The organism is Streptomyces zhaozhouensis, from assembly GCF_900230195.1.
GTDB lineage: Bacteria > Actinomycetota > Actinomycetes > Streptomycetales > Streptomycetaceae > Streptomyces > Streptomyces zhaozhouensis.
The window spans coordinates 211,433-229,253 of sequence record NZ_OCNE01000002.1; the positions used below are offsets into that span (position 1 = coordinate 211,433).

Below are 17,821 nucleotides of genomic sequence, written 5' to 3' on the forward strand. Positions count from 1 at the left end.
GACAGGCGTTACGGACATTACGGGATAAGTTTCCCGGGGTCGGCAGGAAACATCCGAGAGGTGGTCGGTGGCCATGGCCAAGCAGACGGTGGCGGAGCAGCTGGTGGAGACGCTGGTGCGGTCCGGCGTGAGACGGCTGTACGGGGTGGTGGGCGACAGCCTCAACCCGGTGGTCGACGCCGTGCGCAGGACCAAGAACATCGACTGGGTCCAGGTGCGCCACGAGGAGACCGCGGCCTTCGCCGCCGGCGCCGAGGCCCAGCTCACCGGCGTGCTCGCGGCCTGCGCCGGCTCCTGCGGCCCCGGCAACCTGCACCTGATCAACGGCCTCTACGACGCGCACCGTTCCATGGCCCCGGTGCTGGCGCTGGCCTCACACATCCCCAGCGCCGAGATCGGCACCAGCTACTTCCAGGAGACCCACCCCGAGCGGCTCTTCGTGGAGTGCAGCCACTACTGCGAGCTGATCTCCAACCGCCGGCAGATGCCCCGCGTGCTCCAGACCGCGATCCAGCACGCGATCGGCAGGGGCGGCGTCAGCGTGGTCGCGCTGCCGGGCGACATCGCGGCCGAGCAGGTGCCCGAGCAGGCCGAGGAGCACGCGCTGGTCACCGCGCGCCCCATGGTCCGGCCCTCGGAGACGCAGATCGACCAGCTGGCCGAGATGGTCGACCAGGCGCGGCGGATCACCCTGTTCTGCGGCGGCGGGGTCGCCGGCTCGCACGACGAGGTGATGGAGTTCGCGCAACGGGTCAAGGCGCCGGTGGGGCACGCGCTGCGCGGCAAGGAGTTCATCCAGTACGACAACCCGTTCGACGTGGGGATGAGCGGGCTGCTGGGCTACGGCGCGGCGTACGAGGCGACCCACGAGTGCGACCTGCTGATGCTGCTGGGCACCGACTTCCCCTACAACGCCTTCCTCCCCGACGACGTGCGGATCGTCCAGGTCGACGTGCGCGCGGAGCACCTCGGGCGCCGCTCCAAGCTGGACCTCGGCGTCTGGGGCGACGTCGGCGAGACGCTGCGCTGCCTGACGCCCAGGGTCAAGGAGAAGAACAACCGGCGCTTTCTGGACCGGATGCTGAAGAAGCACGTCGAGGCGTTGGAGGGCAAGGTCCACGCCTACACCCGCAAGGTCGAACGGCACACGCCGATCCACCCCGAGTACGCGGCCTACGTGCTGGACGAGGAGGCGGCCGACGACGCGGTCTTCACGGTGGACACCGGGATGTGCAACGTGTGGGCGGCGCGCTATCTCACGCCCAACGGGAAGCGCCGGGTCATCGGCTCCTTCCGGCACGGCTCGATGGCCAACGCGCTGCCGCAGGCCATCGGCGCGCAGTTCCTCGACCGGGGGCGGCAGGTCGTCTCGATGTCGGGCGACGGCGGGTTCACGATGCTGATGGGCGACTTCCTGACGCTGGTCCAGTACGACCTGCCGGTGAAGGTGATCCTCTTCAACAACTCCTCGCTGGGGATGGTGGAGTTGGAGATGATGGTCGGCGGCCTGCCGGCGTTCGGCACCGGCTACCGCAACCCGGACTTCGCGGCACTGGCCGAGGCGGTCGGGGTGCACGCGACACGGGTGGAGAAGCCGAAGGAGCTGCGCAAGGCGCTGCGTGGCGCGTTGCGCCACAGGGGGCCGGCGCTGGTCGACATCGTGACCGACCCGAACGCGCTGTCCATCCCGCCGAAGATCAAGGCCGAGATGGTGACGGGCTTCGCGCTCTCCGCCGGCAAGATGGTCCTCGACGGCGGCGTGGGCCGCATGGCCCAACTGGCCCGCAGCAACCTGCGCAACGTGCCTCGTCCCTGAGGGCCACCCACCCGGCCGGTGCGGCACCGTGGTCGACCGCGCCCCGCCACGGACGCACCCCAAAACCGCCCACCGGCCCGGAAGGGGCGCGGGGAACTGCGCGACCAACCCACCACCGGACCGCAGACGACAACCCACCTGGCCGGTGCGGCACCGTGGTCGTCCGCACCCCGCCACGAATGCACCCCAGAACCGCCCACCGGCCCGGAAGGGGCGCGGGGAACTGCGCGACCAACCCACCACCGGGCCGCAGACGACAACCCACCCGGCCGGTGCGGCACCGTCGTCGTCCCGCCCCGCCACGAATGCACCCCAAAACCGCCCACCGGCCCGGAAGGGGCGCGGGGAACTGCGCGACCAGCCCACCACCGGGCCGCAGACGACAACCCACCTGGCATGAAGGGACGCGAGGAACCCACCACCGGGGCGCGGGTACAAAACCCCGGAAGCCGAGCGGCAGCGTGTCAGCGGAGGTCGAGGACCTGGTGGAGGGGGAGCCGGGGCGTGGCGGGCGCCTCCGCGCCGTAGCCGAGGCGCAGGACGGCATGGACCTGCCCCGCGGGGAGGAGGGGGTCGTTGACCGTCCAACCCAGCTCCGTCCAGGCCAGCGACTCGGAGCTGACCGCCGCCGACAGCCCGTGCGCGGTGGCGACCAGCAGCGCCCGTTCCAGCGCCTGCCCGGCCCGCACCCAGTCGGCCGGCCGGTCCTCCATCGTGGAGAGCAGCGCCAGTTGCGGCGGGGGCCCGTCCTCGGCGCCCGGCATCCCTCCGGTGGGGGCGCGACGGCCGGCGAAGTCGCGGAACGGGGCCGGGCGGTGGCCCGGGTCGCCGGTCGCGGCGGCGGGCCGTTCTTCGACGTCGGTCCACTGGGCCAGCTCCGTCAGCCGCCCCGGGTCGTGGAAGTCGCGCCCCTCCGCGTCCACCGCCAGCCGCAGCACCGCCGTGGCGTGCCAGGGCGAGGCGAACAGCAGCTGCCCGCCCTCCCGTTCCGCCGCCGCGCGCAGCCGCGCCCGTACCGGGTCGGGCACCCGGTCGGCCGCGTAGGGGCGGCGGCTGGTGTGGCGGCGGGGGATCTGCGCGGCCAGCTCGGCGAGGGCCGCCGCCTCGGACGCGCCGTCGGGGTCGCCCGCGGACTCCTCCTCGGGGACGCGGCGCAGCCGCACGGCGGCCAGCAGCCGGGGGTCGTAGGGGTCGGGCAGCACCCGGAACGCGGCGCACCAGCCGGCGTCGGCCGCCGCGACCCGCAGGTTGAGCAGGGCCGCGCCGCAGCCCATGTGCAGCGCGCGCCCGTGCGGGTCGGAGTGCGGCAGGCAGCGGTCCATCGCGGCGCGCAGCTCCAGCACCCCGCCGTCCGCCGCGTAGCGGAAGCGCCACGGCTGCGCGTTGTGGAGGGAGGGCGCCGCCGTCGCGGCCTCCACCAGCCGGGTGACGGTGCCCCGCGAGGGGCTGTCGGTGGGCACCGCACCTCCCGGCCGGGCGCTTCGAACGTCGTGGGGCCTTGGGGCTCCCTGCCCCCTTTCTAACCCCCCTGTCCCGATCTCGCCTCCCCGAGAGAGTCCCCGACCGGCTCACCGACCGGTTCTCCGACCGGTTCTCCGACCGGTTCTCCGACCGACGCACCGGCGGACTCGCCGTCGAGGAGCCCGGCCAGCGGCACGTCCGGGTCGGCCAGCGCCGCCGGGTCCACCTCGCGGCCGGAGCGGACCAGCCGTTGCACCGCCTCGGTGACGTCCCACACGTTCATCGAGAGCCCGGCCAGCACCCGGCCGCCGCGCAGCCAGAACGCGACCGCCTCCCGCCGTTCGGGGTCGCCGCGCCACACCACCCGGTCGTAGTCGCCGGCCGGCGCCCAGCCGGAGTACTCGATGCCCAGGTCGTACTGGTCGGAGAAGAAGTACGGCACCCGGTCGAAGACCACGTCCCGGCCGAGCATCGCGCGGGCCGCCGCCGGGCCGGCGTGCAGCGCGTTGGCCCAGTGCTCGACGCGGCGCCGGTCGCTGCCGCTGCCCAGCTCCTGCGCGGCGACGTCGCCGGCCGCGAAGATCCGCGGGTCGCTGGTGCGCAGCGCCGCGTCGACGGCGACGCCGCCGACGCCCTCGTCCGCCAGTTCGAGGCCGGCCGAGGCGGCCAGCGCGGTGCGCGGCGCGGCGCCGATCGCGGCCAGCACGGCGCGCGCCGGCAGCCGCGCGCCGCCCTCGGTGCGCACGCCGGAGACGATGCCGTCGCGCCCCTCGATCGCCGCGAGCCGGTCGCCGAAGCGGAACGTGACGCCCCGCTCGGCGTGCACCCCGGCCAGCACCTCGCCCAACTCGGGCCCGAGCACCCGGTGCAGCGGCGTCGGCTCCGGCTCGACCACCACCACGGGAACGTCCAACGTGCGGGCGGCCGCGGCCACTTCGAGGCCGATCCAGCCGGCGCCCGCGATCACCAGCGGGTCGCCCTCGCGGCCCGGCGCGGTGAGCGCGCCCCGCAGATGGTCGGCGTGGGCGAGCCGCCGCAGGTGGTGCACCCCGGCCAGTTCGGTGCCGGGGATGCCGAGCCGGCGCGGCTCGGCGCCGGTGGCCAGCAGCAGCCGGTCGTACGGCAGCCGGGTGCCGTCGCCCAACCGGACCTCGCGGCGGCGCCGGTCGATGGCCACCGCCGGCTGGCCCAGGTGGAGTTCGACCCGGTGCGCGGCGTACCAGCCGGCCGGATGGACGAAGACGCTGCCCCGGTCGGCGCGCCCCGCCAGGTAGTCCTTGGACAACGGCGGCCGCTCGTAGGGCTGTTCGTGTTCGTCGCCCAGCAGTATCACCCGCCCGCCGAACCCCTCGGCACGCAGGGTCTCCGCCGCCTTGGCGCCCGCGAGCCCACCGCCGATGATCAGATACGTCTGTGTCCCGTCCACGCGCCTGCCTCCCAGACCGGCCTTGTCCTGCGGTGCTCCCCGCGCGCGCACGGCCTGCGCGTGCCCCGTGCGCACGGGGTGTTTCCCGCCCGTTCACCCCCATGGAGCCTGCCCCACCTCGGGCGACACCGGAAGGGGGCGGTCAGCGGCGCAGTCGCGCGTGGCGCGCGCGGGCCGCCGCGTCGGTGAGGGCGGCGACCTGGTCGACGACCACCCGCAGCGCGGCCCGTTCGTCCCCGGCCGCCGCGTACAGCGCCCGGTACTGCGGGTCGAGCCCCTCGGGCGCGCGCCGCAGCAGCGCGTCGCACAACTCCTCGAGCAGCTCGCGCTGTTCACCGCGCGCCTGGGAGTGCTCAGGCCGCTGCATCACGTGGACGTCGGCCACCGCCTTGAGCACCGCGCACTCCAGCCGGGTGGCGCGCGGCACCACGACGTCCGCCCCGTAGCGGCGCAGGGCGCCGGTGCCGAACGCCTCCCTGGTCGCGTGCTCGGCGGCCAGGCAGAACCGGCCGATCAGCTGGCTGGTCGCGTCCTTCAGCCGGGCCTGCGCCAGCGCGCCCCCGTCGTAGCCGTGCGGCCACCACTCCTGGAGCAGCAGCCGGTCCAGCGCCTCGGCCAGCTCCTCCCCGGTCACCCCGGGCGGCGCGTAACGGCGGGCCGCCACCTCGAAGACCGCCGCGCGCTCCGGGGCGGCGGTCAGCGCGGCCGGGTCGAGATGGCCCGCGTGCAGCCCGTCCTCCACGTCGTGGACGGAGTACGCCACGTCGTCCGCCCAGTCCATCACCTGCGCCTCGAAGCACCGCCTGCCCGCGGGCGCGCCCCGGCGCAGCCACGCGAAGACGGGCAGGTCGTCGTCGTAGACCCCGTACTTGGGCGAGTCCGGGTCGGTGGGGTGACCGCCGCGCGCCCAGGGGTACTTGGTCGCCGCGTCCAGGGTGGCCCGGGTGAGGTTGAGCCCGAAGGAGCGCGGCGCGCCCGCGTCGCCCGGCTCCGTCAGCCGCTTGGGCTCCAGCCGGGTCAGCAGCCGCAGGGACTGCGCGTTGCCCTCGAACCCGCCGGCGTCCGCGGCGACCCGGTCCAGCACCCGCTCGCCGTTGTGGCCGAACGGCGGGTGCCCCAGGTCGTGCGCCAGGCAGGCGGCCTCCACGACGTCGGTGTCGCAGCCGAAGGCGGCGCCGAGGTCGCGCCCGATCTGGGCGCACTCCAGGGAGTGCGTCAGCCGGGTGCGGGGCGCCGCGTCCCAGTCCTGGTGGGCGGCGGCCTCGTCGAGCGTGACGACCTGCGTCTTGCCGGCGAGCCTGCGCAGCGCGGACGAGTGCTGCACCCGGGCGCGGTCCCGCTGGAAGGCGGTGCGCCCCGGGCGCTTGTCCGGCTCGGCGTCGAACCGCTCGGCGGCGTGCGGCTCGTAGCCGCCCTCGACGTCCCTGTACTCGACCATGCCTTGACGGTAACGCGCCCGCCGGCGCCGGGCCTCAGCCGGCCGTGGCGGCGAGCGCGGGCTCGTGCCAGTGGCGGCGCGCCTGGTCGTAGCGGTGCAGCACTAGCCTGGCCAGCGCCGGGTGGTTGCCCAGCGGGTCGGCGGCGACGCCGGGCGCGGCGGCGGCGCAGCGCTCGGCGAACCGTCCGGGCGCCACGAAGCAGGAGGCGACGGCGACCTCGCGGTGGCCGCGGGCGCGCAGCGCCTCGACGGCCTCGGCGACCGTCGGGGAGTCGGCGGAGGCGTAGGCCGGGACGACCGGCACGCCGCCGAGCCGGGTGGCGAGCATCGCCGCGGTGTAGCCGGTGCCGGCCGCCGACTCCGGGTCCCGGGAGCCGGCCGCGGCCAGCACCACGGGGCCGCTCCGGTAGCCGGCGTCGACCAGCCGGCCGTGCAGCGCCTCGGCGAGCAGCGGATGCGGCCCGAGCGAGCCGGCGACGGTGGCCCGCAGCCGGTCGTCGACGGCGGCCAGCGTGCCGGGGATGTCGCGCTTGACGTGGTAGCCGCGGCTGAACAGCAGCGGCACCAGCACCGCCGAGCCGCCGAGCCCCGCCAGGGTCTCGGCCAGCGTGGGCCGGTCGCTCTCCAGATACCCGACGGCCACCCGCACCCCGGGCCGCATCGCGCCGACCAGCCGCAGCAGGGCGCGGACGGCGGGCTCGGCCCTCGGGTCGGGCGAACCGTGGGCGACGGCGACGAGGGTGGGCGGACGGCGGTCGTTCATGGGGCAAGCCTGCGCCCGGCGGATTGCCGCCGTGTTGCGCCGGCGTCACGACCCCGCGCGCCGTTCCTCACCGCCGCCCGGGGCGCGCGCTGAGCGGAACGCATCCGGCGGGTAACACCTCGCAACGGACCCCGTAACGGCCCGCGTTGGCTTCCGTAACACGCGCCGACGACGATGGCCGCATGAGCCGCACCACACCCCACGCCCACCCGACGGAAGAGGCGGGCAGCGCCGTCGACACCCACTGCCCCTACTGCGCGCTCCAGTGCGGGATGCGGCTGGTGCCGGACCCCGGCGCGGCCGGCGGGGTCGGCGTCGCGGAGCGCGCCGCGTTCCCCGTCAACCGGGGCGCGCTGTGCGGCAAGGGCCGGGCCGCGCCGGAGACGCTGGCGCGCGGGCTGCGGTTGACGGAGCCGCTGGTGCGCGACCCGGGCAGCGGCGCGCTGGTGCCCGCCGACTGGGAGACGGCGCTGGCGCGGGTCGCCGAGGGGCTGGCCGGGACCCGCCGCGACCACGGCGCCGACGCGGTGGGCGTCTTCGGCGGCGGCGGGCTGACCAACGAGAAGGCGTACGCGCTGGGCAAGTTCGCGCGGCTGGTGCTGGGCACCTCGCAGATCGACTACAACGGCCGTTTCTGCATGTCCTCGGCCGCCGCGGCCGGGAACCTGGCGTTCGGCCTGGACCGGGGGCTGCCGTTCCCGCTCGCCGACATCCCGCGCACCGGCTGTGTGATCCTCGTCGGCTCCAACCCGGCCGACACCATGCCGCCGGCGCTGCGCTACCTCACCGAACTGCGGGCGAACGGCGGCACGTTGATCGTCGTCGACCCGCGCCGCACGCGCACCGCCGAGCAGGCCGACCTGCATCTGGCGCCGCGCCCCGGCACCGACCTGGCGCTGGCGCTGGGGCTGCTGCACCTGGTGGTGGCCGAGGGCCGGGTGGACGAGGAGTTCGTCGCCGCCCGCACCACCGGCTGGGAGGAGGCGCGGGCCGGGGCGATGGCGCACTGGCCGGAGCTGGTGGAACGCGTCACCGGGGTGCCCGTCCCCCGGCTCCGCGAGGCGGCGCGGCTGTTCTGCGCGCCCCGGGAGGCGATGGTGCTGACGGCCAGGGGCCCGGAGCAGCAGGCCAAGGGCACCGACACGGTCGGCGCCTGGATCAACCTGTGCCTGGCGACGGGGCGCGCCGGCCGCCCGCTCTCCGGCTACGGCTGCCTGACCGGGCAGGGCAACGGGCAGGGCGGGCGGGAGCACGGGCAGAAGGCCGACCAGTTGCCCGGCTACCGGATGCTGACCGACCCGGCGGCCAGGGAGCATGTCGCCGGGGTGTGGGGCGTCGACCCCGCGACGCTGCCGGGCCCCGGGCGCAGCGCCTACGAGCTGCTGGACGCGCTCGGCCGGGACACGCCGGACGGGGTGCGGGCGCTGCTGCTGCTCGGCTCCAACCCGGTGGTCTCGGCGCCGAGGGCGGCGCACGTCGAGGAACGGCTGCGGGCGCTGGACTTCCTCGCCGTCTGCGACGTGGTGCTCTCGGAGAGCGCGCGCCTGGCCGACGTGGTGCTGCCGGTGGCCCAGTGGGCGGAGGAGACCGGCACCATGACCAACCTGGAGGGCCGCGTCCTGCTGCGGCGCCGCGCGCTCGCCCCGCCGCCCGGCTGCCGGACGGACCTGGAGGTGCTGAACGGTCTCGCGGCGCGGCTGGGCTGGGAGAAGGGCTTTCCGACGGACCCGGCCGAGGTCTTCGAGGAGCTGCGGCGCGCCTCGGCGGGCGGCAAGGCGGACTACTCGGGGATCACCTACCGGCGGATCGCCGAGGAGGACGGCGTCTTCTGGCCGTGCCCCGAGACGCCGGACGGCGCCCCGCACCCGGGGACGCCCCGGCTGTTCCTGGACCGGTTCGCCACCCCGGACGGGCGCGCCAGGTTCGCCCCGGTGCTGCACCGCGCCGCCGCCGAGGAACCGGACGCGGAGTACCCGCTGCTGCTGACCACCGGCAGGGTGCTGGCGCAGTACCAGTCGGGGGCGCAGACCCGCCAGGTGGCGCGGCTCAACGAGGCGGCGCCCGGTCCCTTCGTGCAGCTCCACCCGAGGCTGGCGGGACGCCTGGGGGTGGCGGAGGGGGAACGGCTGGCGGTGGTCTCGCGGCGCGGGCGGGCGGTCGCGCCCGCCAGGATCAGCGCGGGCATCAGGCCGGACACGGTCTTCATGCCGTTCCACTGGCCGGGTGAGGGGCGGGCCAACACGCTGACCAACCCGGCGCTCGACCCGACCTCCCGGATGCCGGAGTTCAAGGTCTGCGCGGTGCGGGTGGAACGCGCCGTCAACGGATGAACGGCGCCACCGCCCGTACGGCCCGGTTGCGGCGGCGGGCGGCGCGGGCAGCATGGAGGGCATGGACGACCTGACCCGCCTGGCCGACGAGCACCTCGCCGCGGCGCTGGGGGCCGAGCACGGCCGCAGCGCTCATCTCTTCCTCCGGGACGGCCCGTTGCGGCAGAGCGTGATCGCGCTCGCCGGCGGCGCCCGGCTGGAGGAGCACGAGGCGCCGCCCGCGGCCAGCCTCCAGGTGCTGCGCGGTGAGGTGCGGATGCACTCGGCGAAGTCGGAGCTGACGCTGCGCGCCGGGCAGCTCGCGCGGGTGCCGAGGGAGCGCCACGACCTGACGGCGGTGAGCGACGCGGTGGTGCTGCTGACCTCGGTCACGGCGACGGGCGAACCGGTCGTGGTCACCGACACCCGGAGGACGCCGGGGGCGGAGTGAAGGACCCGTCGCCGACCCGTTGACGCCGGCTCGGGGTGGGCCCGCGCCGTCAGGGGGGATGGGCCACTGTCATAGGCGCCCGCTAAGGTGACGGCGAGCGACGGGTTGAAACGCCAGGGTTACTTCGGCGGGGGGGCGCACCAGTGGACGAGCGGACGAGCGGGCGCGGCGGCGGCGAACCTCCCTTCTGGCCTCCCCCGTTGCCGACCGATCCGCACGCCGTCCCCCCGGAGACGGCGGCGCGGGCGGAGCTGCTGCTGGGGAGGCTGCTGTCACCGCTGCGGCTGCTGGGGCATATGACGCTGGCCGTCGGCTTCGCGCTGGTCTCCGCGGTCTTCTTCAGCAGCGTCGAGTTCAGCGCCGACGGCGAGACGGACGACGCCAGGACGGGGCTGCTCGTCGGCCTTCCGGCGCTCGCCGTGGCCACCTGGCTGCTGGCGCTGCTGCTGCGCTCCGGCCATCGGGCCGCCGCCGAGCTGACGCCGCTGCTGCGGGCCGCCCCGCTGGCGGCGCCGTCGATGCCGGGGCGCCGGCTGCTGTGGGGCGCGGTGTCGGTGCTCGGGCTGCTGTTCACCCTGGTCTGCCTGGGCGCCGGCGCGCGGGAGGCGTTCGCCGGTTCGGACGGCGAGCCGGGGGACGGGCTGGTGGCGGCCGCCCTCATCGTCTGGGGCCTGCTGTCGCTGGCCTGGTCGGTGCCCGGCCTGGTGCGGGCGCTCCGCCACCGGCGTCCGCGCTGGGTGCCGCCGCCCGCCGGCTGGGCGTCGGGCCAGCCGCCCGTCGAGAGCGCGCTGCCGCCGCCCGACAGCCCCGAGGGGCGCCGCCGGCAGCTCTACGCCAACTACCGCTCCACCGCGGAGCCCTGGGCCCTCAGCCGGCTCAGCGCGCGGGCGAGCCGATGGATAGGCGGCCTGTCCCGGTGGGGGGTGCTGCTGCTCTCCGCGCTGCTGTGCCTGGTGGGCTGCGGTCTGGCCCTGCTGGCCGCCGTGCTGCCCCGGCGTTCGGACGACCTCCTGGTGTGGCCGCTGCTGGCGCTGACCGCCGGCTTCCTGCTGCTGCTGCTCCTGGAGATCGTGCACTACGGGTCGCGCGCCGGCTTTCTGGTGCTCTTCGTGCTCGGCGGGATCTGTGTGGCCATCATGGGCTGGCAGGGCCACCAGGAGCTGGCGCTTCGCGACCGCGGCGAGTGGGCCACCGCCGAGATCGTCAGCAAACGCAGCCCGGCGCGCGGCGGCACCACCTGCGAGGTGCGGCTGGTCGACGACGGCCGTCTGCTCTCCCAGCGGCTGGCGAGCTGCGAGAGGGAGGGAATCGGGGACCGGCTGCCGCTCTACTACGACCCGCGCGACCGGGTCGCCCCCGCGCGGGAGGTCCCCACGTTGGCCCTGCCGGCCGGGTTCGGCGGCGTCGGCGGCTCGGTGCTGCTGATCACGACGCTGGCCTCGGTGAACGACGGCCACACGAGACGGCGCCGCCTGGACCTGGTGGGGCGGGGCGCGTAGGGGCGGCGCGGGCGGTGGCCGTTTCCCGCGACCGCGCCGGCCAGGCGGGTGGTCGGGCGCACCCCGGAGTGCGGTGAACCGCACCGAAGCGGGTACGTTCGCTCGCGGTGACGTCGGTCGATGCGGGAGGAGCGTGACTCGGTGAGCACGTGGGGACGGTGGGATCGGCAGATCTTCGCGCGGGTGGCCGAGGCGGAGCCTCCCCTCGTGCAGGCGGTGCTGCCGCGGCTGAGCCGGGCGGCCAACCACAGCCGCCTCTGGCTGGCCTCGGCCGCCGGGATCGCGGCCGTCGGCGGCCGGCCCGGCAGGCGGGCCGCCGCCCGTGGCCTCGCCGCCCTGGCCCTGGCCTCGCTGACCAGCAACGTCTTCGTGAAGTACGCGGCCCGCCGGGAGCGCCCGACGATCGACGGTGTGCCGCTGGCCCGCCGGCTGGCGCGGGCGCCGCGGACCAGTTCGTTCCCCTCCGGGCACGCCGCCTCGGCCGCCGCGTTCGCCACCGGCGCCGCCCTGGAGTCCGGCGCGGTGGGCGCCGTCGTGGCACCGGTGGCCGCCGCCGTCGCCGCCTCCCGGGTCTACGTCGGCGTGCACTACCCGGCGGACGTGGTGGCCGGCTGCGCCCTCGGGGTGGGCGCGGCGTTGATCACCCACCGCTGGTGGCCGCGGCGCCCCGCCGACACCCGGTTGCAGCACCACGCCGCCCACGCGCCGGCCCTCCCCGACGGCGCCGGGCTGGTGGTGGTCGTCAACGAGAGCGCGGGCCAGGGCGGTTCCGACGCGGAGCGGCTGCGCGTCCTGCTGCCCGAGGCCGAGGTGCTGGAACGCGGCGAGGACCAGGACCTGTTGACGCTGCTGGACACCGCCGCCGACCGGGCGGCGGAGCGCGGCGGCGCGCTGGGCGTCTGCGGCGGGGACGGCAGCGTCAACGCGGCGGCGGCCCGCGCGGTGGAGCGGCGGCTGCCGTTGGCGGTCTTCCCCGGGGGCACGCTCAACCACTTCGCGTTGGACACCGGGATACACACCTTCGACGACACCGCGGCGGCGCTGGGCGAGGGCCGGGCGATCGCGGTCGACCTGGCGCGGGTCCGCCCGGTCGGCGCGGCGGACGGCCCCACCACCCACTTCGTCAACACGTTCAGCGTCGGCCTCTACCCCGAACTGGTCCGCGCCCGCGAGCGGTTGGAGGGCCGGATCGGCAAGTGGCCCTCGGCCGTGGTGGCGATGGTGCGGCTGATGCGCACCGGGCAGCCCATCGAGGTGGAGGTCAACGGCCACCGCCAGCAGCTGTGGCTGCTCTTCGCCGGCAACGGCCTCTACTCGCCCGAGGGGTTCGCGCCCGCGCACCGCACCCAGCTCGACGACGGGCTGCTTGACGTCCGCGTGGTGCGGGCCGACCGCAGGCTGGCCCGCACCCGGGTGGTGCTCGCCGCGCTCACCGGCACGCTGGACAACTCGGGCGTCTACGCGGCGGCCCGGCTGCCCAGGCTGCGGCTGAGCGGGCTGGCCGGGGACGCCTCCCTCGCCTACGACGGCGAGGCGGGCCCGGCCCCCGGCGAGCTGCTGATCGACAAGCACCCGGCGCCGCTGACGGTCTACCGCCCGGCCTGACCGGTTCGGCGCGCCGGCGGGAGCCCGCGGGGACGCCGAACCGGCGTGCTCAGCGCGTCAGTTCGCGCACCATCGTGTCCGCCCCGCCCTCCCGCCCCACCGGCACGAAGCCCCGGGAGCGGTAGAGGGCGACGGCGGGGTTGCCGTCCTCGACGCTGAGGCTGAGCCGGGCGACGCCGCGTTGCCCCGCCATGGCCAGCACGGCGTCCAGCAGCGCGGCGCCCAGGCCCCGCCGCCGGTGGTCCGGCAGCACACCGAGGGTGAGTTCCGGCACGTCGGGGGCGACGAAGCCGTAGCCCGCGTTCTCGGCCGGCAGCGTCCTCGCCCAGCAGGCGCCGAGCGGCGCGCCGGTCCCGGGGTCCTCCGCGACCACGCCGAAGTCGCCCGGCGCCGGCCAACCGGCCAGATAGCGGGCCGTCGCGGGGTCTTCGAGCAGTTGCCGGCGGGTCAACCCGGTCCTGCCGTCCCAGTGGAACGCCTCCCAGAGGATGTCGAGCAGGAAGTCGGCGTCGGCCGCGGCGGCGGGACGCGGCCGCGGGGTCGCGCGGGTCATCGGGGACTCCTCTCGTGGGGGCCGGCGCGGTCAGCCACCGGCGAGGGCGACGCCGCGGTGGTCGCTGGGGGTGATGCCGCGTTCCCGTTTGAACGCGGTGCTCAACGCGAACGCGCTGCCGTAGCCGACGCGGTGGGCCACCGCCTCCACGGTCAGGTCGGGGTCGCGGAGCAGCTCGGCGGCGAGGTCGAGGCGGCGGTCCGTGAGATGGGCCATCGGGGGCCGCCCGACCAGCTCGCTGAAGCGGCGGGCCAGCGCGGCGCGCGAGACGCCGACCTTGGCGGCGAGCGAGGCCACCGTCCAGCCGTGCGCCGGGTGTTCGTGGAGCAGCCGCAGGGCGGGGCCGACGACGGGGTCGCCGTGGGCCCGGTACCAGGCGGGCGGTTCGGTGTCCGGCCGTTCGAACCAGGCGCGCAGCACGGAGATCAGCAGCAGGTCGAGGACCCGTCCGAGGACCACGTCCTGGGCCGGGGCCTCGCGGTCGATCTCGTTGGCCAGCAGCGCCATCAGCGGGCAGTCCCACTCGGCGGGGCTCAGCGACAGCACCGGCGGCAGGGCGCGCAGCAGGCCGCCGGTCACCTCCGTCGCCAGCGGATAGGTGCCGATCAGCAGCTCGTTGGGGGCGTCGGGCCCGCTCCCCCAGGTGCGGGTGCCGAGCGAGAGCGTCTCGCACAGGTCGCCGCCGTCCGGATCGACGCTGCACCCGCCCGGCAGGATCTCCGCCCGCGTGGCGCTGCCGGGATCGTCGGCCACCCGGTACGCCTCGGGGCCGCGCAGCAGCGCGACCGAGCCGGCCGTCAACTGCCGCGGCTCCCCGCCGTCGGGCAGCAGCCAGGTGGTGCCGCGCACGACACAGAGCATGGTCAACGGGGCCTGGTCCCGCACCCGCACGGACCACGGCGGGCTCAGCAGGGCACGCAACAGAAAGGCGTCCCGGGCCCTGGGGCCCTCCAGAAGACTGGTCAACGGGTCCATAAGGACAGCCTAGACGCTCGCTTATGGCACCGAGGCGGACGACGATGGTGTGCGTCCGGGCCACGCGGTGGACTGGCCCCATGAACACGGAGACCTCCACGCCCCGCCCCTCGTCCCCCGCACGCGCCGCCGGCGACCAGATCCCCGCCGAACGGGTGCTGCTCGCCGGCGGCACCGGCAAGACGGGGCGGCGGATCGCCGCCCTGCTGCCGGGCGCCAGGATCGCCTCGCGCTCCGGCGCCCCGGCCTTCGACTGGCATCGCCCCGACACCTGGCCGGGGTCGCTGGCCGGCGTCGAGGCCGTCTATCTCAGCTATCCGGAGGATGTGGCCGCGCCGGGCGCGGCGGAGAACCTGGCCGCGTTCGCCGCGCTGGCCGCCCGCCTCGGGACGCGCCGGCTCGTGCTGCTGTCGGGGCGCGGGATGCCGTGGGCGGCCGACTCGGAACGCGCCGTGACCGCGTCCGGCCTGGAGTGGACGGTGCTGCGCGGGAGTTGGTTCGCGCAGAACTTCAGCGAGGAGTTCCTGGTCGACGAGGTGCGCGGCGGCACGTTCACCCTGCCGGTGCCGCCCACGGCCGCCGAGCCGTTCGTCGACCTCGACGACCTGGCCGAGGTGGCGGTCGCGGTGCTGACCCGTTCCGGACACGCGGGCCGCGTCTACGAGTTGACCGGGCCGCGCGCGTTGACCCTGTCGGAGACCGCCGAGGCGCTGTCCGCGGCGATCGGCCGACCGGTGACGCACCGGCACGTCACGCCGGAGGCATACCGCGAGACGCTGGTCGCCGGCGGGCTGCCGGAGGCGCACGCCGGACTGTTGACCCGGCTCTTCGTCGAGGTCTTCGACGGGCGCAACAGCCGGGTCACGGACGACATCCCCGCCGTGCTGGGCCGCCCGGCCGGTGACTTCGCGCGCTACGCCCGCCGCGCCGCCGCGGCAGGCGCCTGGGCGCCGGCGGCCGGCTGAGGCGGGGCCGGGCCGTCCGGGGTCACCAGACGTCGCCGTCGCGCCAGTCGCACACCAGCTCGGCGGTGAGGTCGATCGCCACCTGGGGCAGCGGCAGCACGAAGACGCCGTCGTCGTCCTCCTCCGTGCGGGCGATGCCCAGCGGGGTGAGCGCCCACGTCAGACCCTGCCAACGCTGCCAGCCCCTGGCCGCGTAGAAGTCCAACGCCTCCTCGGAGGCCGACAGGGCGCCCAACTCGTAGCCGCCCCTCACCACCCGCTCCAACTCGGCCATCATGGAGGCCCCGTGGCCCCGGCCCCTGCGGTCGGCGCGAACCACCACGCCCTCCACATAGCCGGTCCTGAGGGCTCGTCCGCCGTGGAGCACGCGCCGTTGCACCACCGCGGCGTGGCCGATCAGCTCCGCGCCCTCCCACACGAGGGCGTGCACCCCGCCCAGGCAGTGTTCCCAGTCCTGGTCGGTCATGTCCCCGCCGAAGACGGTGTCGAGCAGGGCTCTGGCGGCGGCCAGGGTGCCGGTGTCGAGGTCGGCCGTGTGGGCGGTCCGAAGCTCGGTCATGTGTCAGTCCTCGCAGCCATCACCCGCGTCGCGGCAGGTCGCCTGGGGCGGGCGTGCCCCTCGGCGGGCCGGCCGGCGCGTGGTGGTGGCGCCGTGTCGTCAGGTCCCGCGCTGTGCACGGTGGGGCCGGTGTGCCCGGTGATAGTTCATTGTGGATCATCGGCGGGACCGGGAGAAGAGCGCGATTCCCTCCGGGGGTTGAGCGGCCGACCACCCACCTGGCCGGCGCGCCGCCGCTGTCGTCCGCACCCGGGCGTGAACGCACCGCGCAGTGGCGGCGAAGGGGCGCGGGGAACCGCCCGCGGGTGCGCAGGGCCGTGGCGACGCCCGCCGGTTCCCCTCACCCCCAAGCCGCCCACCGGCCCGAGGTGCCTGCCCCCGAAGGCCCCACCGGCCCGAGGTGCCCGCGGCCCCGAAGGCCCCACCTGCCCGGGGTGCCGGCTCACAGCCGGGCGGCGGCGCCGCTGAGGGCAGCGTTGCGCCGGGGAAACGACGGCGATGCGGTCGGGTAACAGCCGCCTCGATACTGAGAACCATGACGAAACGAAGCCGGGTGGTGATCGTCGGCGGCGGGATGGCCGGCGCACGGCTGGCACGCGCGCTCGGCTCCGCGCCGGACGGGCCCGCGGTGACCGTGGTCGCCGAGGAGCGGCGCCCGGCGTACAACCGGGTGCTGCTGGCCGAGGTCGTCGCCGGCCGGTACCCGGCCGAGACGATCACCCTGCCGGCGCCCGCCCCCGCCGTCGACTGGCGCGCCGGAACCCGCGCGCGGGAGCTGGACCCCGAACGCCGACGGGTGCGCTGCACCGACGGCGCCGAACTTCCCTACGACGCACTGGTATTGGCCACCGGTGCCGCGCCGGAGCCGGCCCCGCCGGCCGAGGACGGCACCGGCGGGGCGACGCGGGGCGTACACACGTTGCGCACCCTGGACGACGCCCTGGCGGTCGCCGAGGCGGCGGGGCCCGGCGTCCGCGCCGTGGTCGTCGGCGGCGGCCCGCTGGGCGTGACGGCGGCCGGCGCGCTCGCCGCACGCGGCTGCGCCGTGCTGCTCGCCGAACGCGCCGACCGTCTGCTGCCGGGCCGACTCGATGCCAGCGCCGCCGCGTTGCTTCGCGACCGACTCGCCGGGGCCGGCGTCGAGGTGCGCACCGGCCACCCGGTGCGGGCGCTGCGCACCCGGCCGGACGGCCGGGGTCGCGCGGTCGCCGGCGTGGTCGGCGGGGACGGCGCGGACCACCCGGCCGAGCTGGTCGTGGCGGCCGGCGGGGTCCGCCCCAGGACCGCGCTGGCGCGCGCCGCCGGGCTCGCCCTCGGCGCCGGCGGCGGCGTCGCCGTCGACGACCGGCTGCGCACCTCGGCCCCCGACGTGTACGCGCTCGGCGACTGCGCCGCGCACGCGGGCCGGCTCTACGGCCTGGCGGTGCCCGCGCAGGAGCAGGCGGACGTGCTGGCCGACGTGCTGACCGGCGGCCGGGCCCACTACCGGGGCACCAGGTCGCTGACCCGCCTGACGCTCACCTCGGCGGCGGGCGACGCCTTCGACCTGGCCGCCTTCGGCCTGCCCGAGGCCGCGCCCGGCGACGACGAGGTGCGGCTGGCGGACGCCACCCGGGGCGCCTACCGCAAGGTCGTGGTCCGGGGCGACCGGCTGCGCGGCGGGGTGCTCGTCGGCGACCTCGGCGGCGTCGGCACGCTGGCCCGCGCCTGGGAGGGCGACGAGCCGCTGCCGGACACCCCGCTGCTCCACCTGCTGACCGACGACATCTGCTCGTCGGCGACAGCGAACTGACCGGTGACGCGGAACTGACCGGTGACGCCGAAGTGACCGGCGACAGGGAACTGACCGGCGACAGCTGCTCGTCGACGACACCCGCTGACCGCCGACACCGAACTGACCGACGACACCGAACTGACCGGTGACACCGAACTGACCGACGACGGAGGGTTGACACATGGAGGGCCGTGACGTGTCCGGACGCTCACCGAGGCCGACGGTGG

The 17,821-nt window shown here is 76.2% G+C and carries 14 protein-coding genes; 7 read left to right on the forward strand and 7 right to left on the reverse strand.

Features of this window, described 5'->3' with window-relative positions; genetic code table 11:
* Nucleotides 1–73 precede the first annotated feature (73 nt).
* Complete coding sequence (locus CRP51_RS04150; protein WP_097229598.1) at nucleotides 74–1,816, forward strand: pyruvate dehydrogenase; 1,743 nt, start codon at nucleotides 74–76, stop codon at nucleotides 1,814–1,816.
* 464 nt (nucleotides 1,817–2,280) lie between these two features.
* Here the strand turns inward: CRP51_RS04150 and CRP51_RS04155 are convergent, their stop codons facing one another.
* The 4 genes from CRP51_RS04155 to CRP51_RS04170 all read right to left on the reverse strand — a co-directional run bounded on the left by CRP51_RS04155 (nucleotide 2,281) and on the right by CRP51_RS04170 (nucleotide 6,904).
* Nucleotides 2,281–3,276 carry an Acg family FMN-binding oxidoreductase gene (locus tag CRP51_RS04155; RefSeq protein WP_097229599.1) on the reverse strand — a complete coding sequence of 332 codons (996 nt, stop codon included), beginning with the start codon at nucleotides 3,274–3,276 and terminating at the stop codon, nucleotides 2,281–2,283.
* A 59-nt stretch (nucleotides 3,277–3,335) separates the two neighbouring features.
* The gene (locus tag CRP51_RS04160; RefSeq protein WP_097229883.1) at nucleotides 3,336–4,703 is read right to left on the reverse strand and encodes an NAD(P)/FAD-dependent oxidoreductase; all 1,368 of its coding nucleotides are present in this window, start codon (nucleotides 4,701–4,703) and stop codon (nucleotides 3,336–3,338) included.
* A 142-nt stretch (nucleotides 4,704–4,845) separates the two neighbouring features.
* Nucleotides 4,846–6,141, reverse strand: a complete 1,296-nt coding sequence (locus tag CRP51_RS04165) for a deoxyguanosinetriphosphate triphosphohydrolase (protein WP_097229600.1) — start codon at nucleotides 6,139–6,141, stop codon at nucleotides 4,846–4,848.
* A gap of 34 nt (nucleotides 6,142–6,175) precedes the next feature.
* The gene (locus CRP51_RS04170; RefSeq protein ID WP_097229601.1) at nucleotides 6,176–6,904 is read right to left on the reverse strand and encodes a sirohydrochlorin chelatase; all 729 of its coding nucleotides are present in this window, start codon (nucleotides 6,902–6,904) and stop codon (nucleotides 6,176–6,178) included.
* 182 nt (nucleotides 6,905–7,086) lie between these two features.
* On the opposite strand from CRP51_RS04170, the gene CRP51_RS04175 reads away from it, so the two are divergent.
* The 4 genes from CRP51_RS04175 to CRP51_RS04190 all read left to right on the forward strand — a co-directional run bounded on the left by CRP51_RS04175 (nucleotide 7,087) and on the right by CRP51_RS04190 (nucleotide 12,768).
* Complete coding sequence (locus CRP51_RS04175) at nucleotides 7,087–9,234, forward strand: molybdopterin oxidoreductase family protein (RefSeq protein WP_097229602.1); 2,148 nt, start codon at nucleotides 7,087–7,089, stop codon at nucleotides 9,232–9,234.
* A 61-nt stretch (nucleotides 9,235–9,295) separates the two neighbouring features.
* Nucleotides 9,296–9,664 carry a cupin domain-containing protein gene (locus CRP51_RS04180; RefSeq protein WP_097229603.1) on the forward strand — a complete coding sequence of 123 codons (369 nt, stop codon included), beginning with the start codon at nucleotides 9,296–9,298 and terminating at the stop codon, nucleotides 9,662–9,664.
* 200 nt (nucleotides 9,665–9,864) lie between these two features.
* On the forward strand, nucleotides 9,865–11,163 hold the full coding sequence (locus CRP51_RS04185) for a hypothetical protein (protein ID WP_141514545.1): 1,299 nt from the start codon (nucleotides 9,865–9,867) through the stop codon (nucleotides 11,161–11,163).
* A 141-nt stretch (nucleotides 11,164–11,304) separates the two neighbouring features.
* The gene (locus CRP51_RS04190; RefSeq protein ID WP_245880357.1) at nucleotides 11,305–12,768 is read left to right on the forward strand and encodes a bifunctional phosphatase PAP2/diacylglycerol kinase family protein; all 1,464 of its coding nucleotides are present in this window, start codon (nucleotides 11,305–11,307) and stop codon (nucleotides 12,766–12,768) included.
* A 49-nt stretch (nucleotides 12,769–12,817) separates the two neighbouring features.
* Here the strand turns inward: CRP51_RS04190 and CRP51_RS04195 are convergent, their stop codons facing one another.
* The gene (locus CRP51_RS04195; RefSeq protein ID WP_097229606.1) at nucleotides 12,818–13,321 is read right to left on the reverse strand and encodes a GNAT family N-acetyltransferase; all 504 of its coding nucleotides are present in this window, start codon (nucleotides 13,319–13,321) and stop codon (nucleotides 12,818–12,820) included.
* Nucleotides 13,322–13,351: 30 nt separating this feature from the next.
* The gene (locus CRP51_RS04200) at nucleotides 13,352–14,296 is read right to left on the reverse strand and encodes an AraC family transcriptional regulator (protein ID WP_097229607.1); all 945 of its coding nucleotides are present in this window, start codon (nucleotides 14,294–14,296) and stop codon (nucleotides 13,352–13,354) included.
* Nucleotides 14,297–14,376: 80 nt separating this feature from the next.
* On the opposite strand from CRP51_RS04200, the gene CRP51_RS04205 reads away from it, so the two are divergent.
* Nucleotides 14,377–15,261, forward strand: coding sequence for an NmrA family NAD(P)-binding protein (locus CRP51_RS04205; protein ID WP_107500832.1), 885 nt, complete (start codon nucleotides 14,377–14,379; stop codon nucleotides 15,259–15,261).
* A gap of 22 nt (nucleotides 15,262–15,283) precedes the next feature.
* On the opposite strand, the gene CRP51_RS04210 is transcribed toward CRP51_RS04205, so the two are convergent.
* The gene (locus tag CRP51_RS04210; RefSeq protein ID WP_097229608.1) at nucleotides 15,284–15,820 is read right to left on the reverse strand and encodes a GNAT family N-acetyltransferase; all 537 of its coding nucleotides are present in this window, start codon (nucleotides 15,818–15,820) and stop codon (nucleotides 15,284–15,286) included.
* A gap of 535 nt (nucleotides 15,821–16,355) precedes the next feature.
* Between CRP51_RS04210 and CRP51_RS04215 the strand changes: the two genes are divergently transcribed.
* Nucleotides 16,356–17,612, forward strand: coding sequence for an NAD(P)/FAD-dependent oxidoreductase (locus tag CRP51_RS04215; RefSeq protein WP_097229609.1), 1,257 nt, complete (start codon nucleotides 16,356–16,358; stop codon nucleotides 17,610–17,612).
* The last annotated feature ends 209 nt before the right edge of the window (nucleotides 17,613–17,821 follow it).

Coding starts and splice junctions, on each gene's coding strand:
- CRP51_RS04215 (WP_097229609.1), top strand. CDS start 16,356: ATGACGAAACGAAGCCGGGTGGTGATCGTCGGCGGCGGGATGGCCGGC.
- CRP51_RS04175 (WP_097229602.1), top strand. CDS start 7,087: ATGAGCCGCACCACACCCCACGCCCACCCGACGGAAGAGGCGGGCAGC.
- CRP51_RS04210 (WP_097229608.1), bottom strand. CDS start 15,820: ATGACCGAGCTTCGGACCGCCCACACGGCCGACCTCGACACCGGCACC.
- CRP51_RS04170 (WP_097229601.1), bottom strand. CDS start 6,904: ATGAACGACCGCCGTCCGCCCACCCTCGTCGCCGTCGCCCACGGTTCG.
- CRP51_RS04180 (WP_097229603.1), top strand. CDS start 9,296: ATGGACGACCTGACCCGCCTGGCCGACGAGCACCTCGCCGCGGCGCTG.
- CRP51_RS04200 (WP_097229607.1), bottom strand. CDS start 14,296: ATGGACCCGTTGACCAGTCTTCTGGAGGGCCCCAGGGCCCGGGACGCC.
- CRP51_RS04165 (WP_097229600.1), bottom strand. CDS start 6,141: ATGGTCGAGTACAGGGACGTCGAGGGCGGCTACGAGCCGCACGCCGCC.
- CRP51_RS04205 (WP_107500832.1), top strand. CDS start 14,377: ATGAACACGGAGACCTCCACGCCCCGCCCCTCGTCCCCCGCACGCGCC.
- CRP51_RS04195 (WP_097229606.1), bottom strand. CDS start 13,321: ATGACCCGCGCGACCCCGCGGCCGCGTCCCGCCGCCGCGGCCGACGCC.
- CRP51_RS04150 (WP_097229598.1), top strand. CDS start 74: ATGGCCAAGCAGACGGTGGCGGAGCAGCTGGTGGAGACGCTGGTGCGG.